The sequence below is a fragment of the Pseudonocardia sp. ICBG1293 genome, assembly GCF_020131355.1.
GTDB lineage: Bacteria > Actinomycetota > Actinomycetes > Mycobacteriales > Pseudonocardiaceae > Pseudonocardia.
Genome location: NZ_JAHLEL010000055.1, coordinates 1 through 8,244 on the forward strand (window position 1 = coordinate 1; position 8,244 = coordinate 8,244).

The 8,244-nt window shown below is 64.0% G+C and carries 2 protein-coding genes and 3 rRNA genes; 1 reads left to right on the forward strand and 4 read right to left on the reverse strand.

Translation table 11 applies throughout. The features are described 5' to 3' along the window. The 4 genes from rrf to KPF47_RS32760 form a co-directional block, all read right to left on the reverse strand. A 5S ribosomal RNA gene (gene rrf / locus KPF47_RS32745) occupies positions 1–98 on the reverse strand; the annotation flags it as partial. Positions 99–205: 107 nt separating this feature from the next. Beyond that, positions 206–3,301 (reverse strand): 23S ribosomal RNA (locus tag KPF47_RS32750). 331 nt (positions 3,302–3,632) lie between these two features. Then, positions 3,633–5,152, reverse strand: a 16S ribosomal RNA gene (locus KPF47_RS32755). Positions 5,153–7,019: 1,867 nt separating this feature from the next. Beyond that, entirely contained in the window at positions 7,020–7,538 is a 519-nt protein-coding gene (locus KPF47_RS32760) for a CvpA family protein (RefSeq protein WP_224390960.1), read from the reverse strand. Positions 7,539–7,674: 136 nt separating this feature from the next. Between KPF47_RS32760 and KPF47_RS32765 the strand changes: the two genes are divergently transcribed. Beyond that, positions 7,675–8,244: response regulator transcription factor (locus tag KPF47_RS32765; RefSeq protein ID WP_224392626.1), on the forward strand; the 570-nt coding region annotated here is incomplete at its 3' end.

Below are 8,244 nucleotides of genomic sequence, written 5' to 3' on the forward strand. Positions count from 1 at the left end.
TCCCACACCCTGGCGAGTGCAGTACCATCGGCGCAGGAAGGCTTAGCTACCGGGTTCGGAATGGGACCGGGCGTTTCCCTACCGCAATGACCACCGACAACACTATTCAACAAACCCCACCACAAAAACGGGTGGGGGACCAACGAACACACAACCCGCACAGGGTTGTGAGCTCAGGGTCACACAGTGGATGCGAACAACTCGTTGTGGCAAGCCCTCGGCCTATTAGTACCGGTCAACTCCACCCCTCACAAGGCTTCCATCTCCGGCCTATCAACCCAGTCATCTCCTGGGAGCCTTACCCACTCAAAGGTGGTGGGAGACCTCATCTTGGAACAGGCTTCCCGCTTAGATGCCTTCAGCGGTTATCCCTCCCGAACATAGCCAACCAGCCGTGCCCCTGGCGGGACAACTGGCACACCAGAGGTTCGTCCGTCCCGGTCCTCTCGTACTAGGGACAGCCTTCCTCAAGTCTCCAACGCGCGCGGCGGATAGGGACCGAACTGTCTCACGACGTTCTAAACCCAGCTCGCGTACCGCTTTAATGGGCGAACAGCCCAACCCTTGGGACCTACTCCAGCCCCAGGATGCGACGAGCCGACATCGAGGTGCCAAACCATGCCGTCGATATGGACTCTTGGGCAAGATCAGCCTGTTATCCCCGGGGTACCTTTTATCCGTTGAGCGACACCCCTTCCACAAGGTGGTGCCGGATCACTAGTCCCGACTTTCGTCCCTGCTCGACCCGTCAGTCTCACAGTCAAGCTCCCTTGTGCACTTACACTCAACACCTGATTGCCAACCAGGCTGAGGGAACCTTTGGGCGCCTCCGTTACTCTTTGGGAGGCAACCGCCCCAGTTAAACTACCCACCAGGCACTGTCCCTGAACCAGATCATGGCCCGAGGTTAAGACACCCAATTCGACCAGAGTGGTATTTCAACAACGACTCCACCACCACTGGCGTGATGATTTCACAGTCTCCCACCTATCCTACACAAGCCGAACCGAGCATCAATACCAAGCTATAGTAAAGGTCCCGGGGTCTTTCCGTCCTGCCGCGCGTAACGAGCATCTTTACTCGTAGTGCAATTTCGCCGAGTCTGTGGTCGAGACAGCGCCCAAGTCGTTACGCCATTCGTGCAGGTCGGAACTTACCCGACAAGGAATTTCGCTACCTTAGGATGGTTATAGTTACCACCGCCGTTTACTGGCGCTTAAATTCTCCGCTTCGACCCCGAAGGAGCTAACAGGTCCTCTTAACGTTCCAGCACCGGGCAGGCGTCAGTCCGTATACATCGTCTTGCGACTTCGCACGGACCTGTGTTTTTAGTAAACAGTCGCTTGGGCCTGGTCTCTGCGACCGGCCGTCCCTAGCCCGCAAGGAGCCTCAAGACAACCGGCCCTCCTTCTCCCGAAGTTACGGAGGTATTTTGCCGAATTCCTTAACCACAGTTCGCTCGATCGCCTCGGTATTCTCTACCTGACCACCTGTGTCGGTTTGGGGTACGGGCCGCAACAGCACTCGCTAGAGGCTTTTCTCGACAGCATGGGATCACTCTCTTCGCCTCAATCGGCTACGCATCACCTCTCACCCTTCACGATCCCCCGGATTTACCTAGGAAATCAGGCTACAGGCTTACACCACGACAACCACCGCGTGGCGGAGCTACCCTCCTGCGTCACCCCATCACTTACCTACTACCAGATCGGATCCCACGCTCCCCCACAAACAACACTCCCGAAGGAGCGAAGGTGGGTTCGGATGGTTAGCATCACCGGCCTCGGCATGGACGCACTATCACGAGCACGGGAATATCAACCCGTTGTCCATCGACTACGCCTGACGGCCTCGCCTTAGGTCCCGGCTCACCCTGGGCGGAACAACCTGGCCCAGGAACCCTTGGTCATCCGGCGGCAGAGATTCTCACTCTGCATTCGCTACTCATGCCTGCATTCTCACTCCCACACCCTCCACCCGTAAATCACTCCCGGGCTTCACCAGATGCAGGACGCTCCCCTACCCAACAACACAACAGTGTCATTGCCACGGCTTCGGCGGTGCGCTTGAGCCCCGCTACATTGTCGGCGCAGGACCACTTGACCAGTGAGCTATTACGCACTCTTTCAAGGGTGGCTGCTTCTAAGCCAACCTCCTGGCTGTCCGGGCGATCCCACATCCTTTCCCACTTAGCGCACGCTTAGGGGCCTTAGCCGGTGATCTGGGCTGTTTCCCTCTCGACCACGAAGCTTATCCCCCGCAGTCTCACTGCCGCGCTCTCACTCACCGGCATTCGGAGTTTGGCTGACTTCGGTAAGCTTGTCGGCCCCCTAGGCCATCCAGTGCTCTACCTCCGGTAAGAAACACACGACGCTGCACCTAAATGCATTTCGGGGAGAACCAGCTATCACGAAGTTTGATTGGCCTTTCACCCCTACCCACAGCTCATCCCCCAGGTTTTCAACCCTGGTGGGTTCGGGCCTCCACGACGTCTTACCGACGCTTCACCCTGGCCATGGGTAGATCACTCCGCTTCGGGTCTACACCCCGCGACTACAACGCCCTATTCGGACTCGCTTTCGCTACGGCTACCCCACACAGGTTAACCTCGCCACGAAGCATAACTCGCAGGCTCATTCTTCAAAAGGCACGCCATCACCCCGTCCGAAGACTCAAGGCTCTGACGGCTTGTAAGCACACGGTTTCAGGTACTATTTCACTCCCCTCCCGGGGTACTTTTCACCTTTCCCTCACGGTACTTGTCCGCTATCGGTCATCAGGTAGTATTTAGGCTTGACGGGTGGTCCCGCCAGATTCACAGCGAATTTCACGGGCTCGCTGCTACTCGAGAACACGCCCACAACAGAACCAGACATTTTCGCGTACGGGGCTATCACCCACTACGGCCGACCATCCCAGAGTCGTTCCGCTAACACCGGCTCTTGCTGTCCCATCCTCGGCAGAAGATGAACGACACGTCTCACAACCCCGCACCCGCAACACCTGCCGGCTTGACACGGACACGGTTTAGCCTCTTCCGCTTTCGCTCGCCACTACTCACGGAATCACTATTGTTTTCTCTTCCTGTGGGTACTGAGATGTTTCACTTCCCCACGTTCCCTCCACGCACCCTATGAATTCAGGTACGGGTAACGCCCCATGACGGGCGCTGGGTTTCCCCATTCGGACACCCTCGGATCACAGCTCGGTTGACAGCTCCCCGAGGCCTATCGCGGCCTCCCACGTCCTTCATCGGCTCCTGATGCCCAGGCATCCACCATGTGCTCTTAACAACTTGACCACAACAAGATGCTCGCATCCACTATGCAACACTCAACCCACAACCACACCAGACCAAGAAGAAGCCACCACACCCGGAACCAACCGGGGCGTTAGGACAACCCTCAACCTGAGCGGCCAAAGAAAACAACCCACAGCTCCGAAGAACCTCGGGGTGTCCCCTCAGGACCCAACAGTGTGCCAAGCCAAACGGTCCGACGACCTGCGTTCCACCCAACGCACCCGACCCACGAACGGGGCCGCAAATGCGATTCAATGAAGGAACCACAGACACCTTATGAGCAGAACTCACAGAGTATTGTGGTGCCCCATCACATGATGGGACTCCTTAGAAAGGAGGTGATCCAGCCGCACCTTCCGGTACGGCTACCTTGTTACGACTTCGTCCCAATCGCCAGTCCCACCTTCGACAGCTCCCTCCACAAGGGTTGGGCCGCCGGCTTCGGGTGTTACCAACTTTCGTGACGTGACGGGCGGTGTGTACAAGGCCCGGGAACGTATTCACCGCAGCGTTGCTGATCTGCGATTACTAGCGACTCCAACTTCACGGGGTCGAGTTGCAGACCCCGATCCGAACTGAGACTCACTTTAAGGGATTCGCTCCACCTCACGGTCTCGCAGCCCTCTGTATGAGCCATTGTAGCATGTGTGAAGCCCTGGACATAAGGGGCATGATGACTTGACGTCATCCCCACCTTCCTCCGAGTTGACCCCGGCAGTCTCCCATGAGTCCCCACCATTACGTGCTGGCAACATGGAACAAGGGTTGCGCTCGTTGCGGGACTTAACCCAACATCTCACGACACGAGCTGACGACAGCCATGCACCACCTGCACACCAACCACAAGGGAATCCCTATCTCTAGGGATGTCTGGTGCATGTCAAACCCAGGTAAGGTTCTTCGCGTTGCATCGAATTAATCCACATGCTCCGCCGCTTGTGCGGGCCCCCGTCAATTCCTTTGAGTTTTAGCCTTGCGGCCGTACTCCCCAGGCGGGGCGCTTAATGCGTTAGCTGCGGCACAGAAACCGTGGAATGGTCCCCACACCTAGCGCCCAACGTTTACGGCGTGGACTACCAGGGTATCTAATCCTGTTCGCTCCCCACGCTTTCGCTCCTCAGCGTCAGTATCGGCCCAGAGACCCGCCTTCGCCACCGGTGTTCCTCCTGATATCTGCGCATTTCACCGCTACACCAGGAATTCCAGTCTCCCCTGCCGAACTCAAGTGATGCCCGTATCGACCGCACGCTCAGAGTTAAGCCCCAAGTTTTCACGGCCGACGCGACACACCGCCTACGAGCTCTTTACGCCCAATAATTCCGGACAACGCTCGCACCCTACGTGTTACCGCGGCTGCTGGCACGTAGTTGGCCGGTGCTTCTTCTCCAGGTACCGTCAATTGCTCTTCGTCCCTGGCGAAAGAGGTTTACAACCCGAAGGCCGTCATCCCCCACGCGGCGTCGCTGCGTCAGGCTTCCGCCCATTGCGCAATATTCCCCACTGCTGCCTCCCGTAGGAGTCTGGGCCGTGTCTCAGTCCCAGTGTGGCCGGTCGCCCTCTCAGGCCGGCTACCCGTCACCGCCTTGGTAGGCCATCACCCCACCAACAAGCTGATAGGCCGCAGGCCCATCCCCCACCGAAAAAACTTTCCACCACCAACCATGCGATCAATGGTCCTATCCGGTATTAGACCCAGTTTCCCGGGCTTATCCCAGAGTGGAGGGCAGGTCACCCACGTGTTACTCACCCGTTCGCCGCTCGTGTACCCCCGAAAGGGCCTTACCGCTCGACTTGCATGTGTTAAGCACGCCGCCAGCGTTCGTCCTGAGCCAGGATCAAACTCTCCAACAAAACCCTGACAAACAAACAACTGGCCACAACACCCGACGGGGTCGAATGCTGCAACCACAATTTGGCACAAAACGCCAAACCGAATAAAAATAGCTCGACACACTGTTGAGTTCTCAAAAGACCCCCGCACCGCACTCACCCACCCCCACACAAGGAGCAGGATCCTGAAGACGGATCATCTCGACCCACCAAGACAATCACACCGAGAAACTCGGCGAACCACCGGGGGTCATGTCCGCGGGGCCTGTTGACCGGGCCTCCCAGGCCCGTTCTGTCCGGCTCACTCGCTGACAGGAAGAAAGTTACGGCACGGTGTCCGGGGTCGTCAAACCGGGGGGTACCTACGGCGTACATCCGATGTCGTCGCAGGTCACGATGCTGGAGACGGGCCGACACACGGTTATCGAGACCCCCTCACCAGGCGTTCCGGCCGATCACCGTCTTGTGTGACGCCGACCACGGTCACTTCGCCGCGGGTGGCCGACGTGGTCTTCTCGGTGGTCGGGCCACCACCCGACCGGGTCGTCGATCGGTCGTTGACCTGCGTCGTCAGGTCCATGGGCGGACGTGGTGACGGTCCTTCCGACGTCCGTGCACCGGGTCCGTGCGTTCCGGCGACGCTCTGCCGTTCCGGGTCGGGTGGCAGGTGGGCGGGCCGGTCGCCCCCTCCCGCTCGTGGTGCCGTCGGCGGCGCCCGGCCGAGCGGACGCCCGGTCCGGCGACGCTGCCCGGCCGGGACCGCCGGAGCTCGTCGTCGGCCGCCCGCCGGAGCTGATCCGGCACCGGCGGGCCGTGCAGCTCCTCCCGCTCCGTTCCGCGGCCCGCAGCCGGAGGGGACGTCGCGCCACCGCCGTCCCGACGGGGCCGACGTCCGATGTTCCGTCGGAACGACGCCCAGGAGGACGGTCCGACCTGCGAGGACGACCGATGGTGGTCTCCCGTCCGGCGCCGTCACCGCATCAGGGGGGTATCCGTGCCCGTTCCTGCGCGTTGGTCCGTCGAGTGCTCCTCGTCGGGTCCTGCAGCGCGTCGGGGGCGAATGCGCGACGCGATCCGACGAGGAGCACTCCCTTCTCCCCTCCTCCTGCACGGTGCGGCCGTCAGGCACCACCGCACGGACGGGATCAGGGAGCGGCCGGAGCCGCCGGTCCCGGAGCGGCGGGCGCCGCCGGTGCCGCGGGTCCACCCGGACCCGGAACCGTCGCGCCCGGGGCCGCACCGGCAGCGGGCGGCGTCGGAGCGGTGGCCCCCGGGGCGACACCCGCAGCGGGCGGCGCGGGCGGCGTCGGAGCCCCGACAGGCGGCGCACCCCCCCGCACGACCCGGCCCACCGGCCGGACCGCAGGCACCCGGCCCACCGGGTCCGCCGGGGCCGGCACCGTCCGGGCCACGCCCCGGCCCGTCGGACTCCCGACCGGGCGCCTCGGGACCACCGGGGCCGCGACCGTCCGCGGCGACGGCGGAACGGGCCGGACCGTCCCCCGGGCCGGCGAACGCGGTCCCCACGACCAGCCCGCTCGCGGTGGCTCCGACGACCAGGCCGATGACGCCTGCCGCGACCACGGGCAGTGCCGACCGGCGTCGCAGGGAGGCGAACCGGCGACGACGCGGCGGGTCACCCGCATCGGAGGCTGCGGCGACCGTCCCTCCGTCGTGCGCACCGTCCCGCGGCTGTGGGCCGGGGTGTGTGCGGTGGGGGCGTCGTCGGCGGGGACCGGCGGCTGCCGGTCGGTGGGACGGTCGTCGTCGCGCGGGGTGCGGTTCTCGTCGTTCATGGTTCTCCTCGGAAGCGTGCCGAGCCCGATCACGGGCAGCGGCGGGTCGCGGGCCGCCGGACGGCGGACCGCTGCAGGTCGGGTCGGTCCGGTCAGCCGGCGGGGGGCCGCGCGGCGTCGACGACGTCGCGGGCGGCGGAGGTGGTGGCGGGCAGCAGCTCCGACACCGAGTCGACGACCCGGCTGCCGCCCAGGGACTGCGCGAGCGTCGTCACGGGGGCGAGCGCCTCGGCGCTCACGACGGCCGGGACCACCCACGAGACCAGCCAGATCACCAGCAGCGCGGTCACGGCACCGGTGACGGCGCCGACCACGCGGTCCAGGAGGGACAGCTTGCCGCGGGCGAGCACCCGGCTGACCAGGCCACCGAGGAACCCGCCGACCAGCGAGCCCAGCAGGAGGCCCGCGACCACCCCGGCGAGGCCCCACAACCAGGCCGAGTCCGGGGTGTCGCCGTAGCGGGCCAGGTTCGAGCCCCAGGCCGCGCCGAGGCCCGCCCCGACCACGAGGCCGAGCAGGCGTCCGGCCCGGGCCACACCGCCGAGACGGCGGAACCCGCCGATCGCGGCGGCCACCACGATGATCAGGACGATCACGTCGAGCAGGGTCATCTCTTCCTCTCCGCGCCGCGGGCCGGGCGGCCCGTCGTCTCGGTGTCGGACACGACAGTGCCCGCGCCACCTGAGACGGACCTGAAGACGGCGGGGTCTTCAGCTCCCCCTCAGCCTCGCGGCGCACCCTTGTCCGGTGAACACACGCCAGGGCGACGACGGACGAGGCCCCACGACCCGGGTCCTGGTCCTCGAGGACTCCGACGCCATCCGCGAGTCCGTCGTGGACGCGCTGGCCGATGCCGGGCACGTGGCCGAGGGCGTCGTCGACGGCACCGCGTTCGAGGAGCGGCTCGCCGCGTTCCGGCCGGATCTCGTCGTCCTGGACGTGATGCTGCCGGGCGGGCGCGACGGCTTCGAGCTGATCGACGTCGTGCGGGGCCACGGGGACGCCGGGATCGTCATGCTCACCGCCCGCGACGCGCTGGCCGACCGGCTCCGCGGACTGGACGCCGGCGCCGACGACTACGTGCTGAAGCCGTTCGCGCTCGACGAGCTGGTCGCCCGGGTCGCGTCGGTGCTGCGCCGCCGGGGCCGGCTGCCGTCCGCGGTGCAGGTCGGCGACCTGCTCCTCGACCCGGATGCCGCCGTCGCCTCCCGCGGGGGGAGGTCGCTGGAGCTGTCGGCGACCGAGCTGCGGCTGCTCACCTACCTCACCGAGCAGCGCGGACGCACGGTGTCCAAGGCGCAGATACTGCGCGCCGTC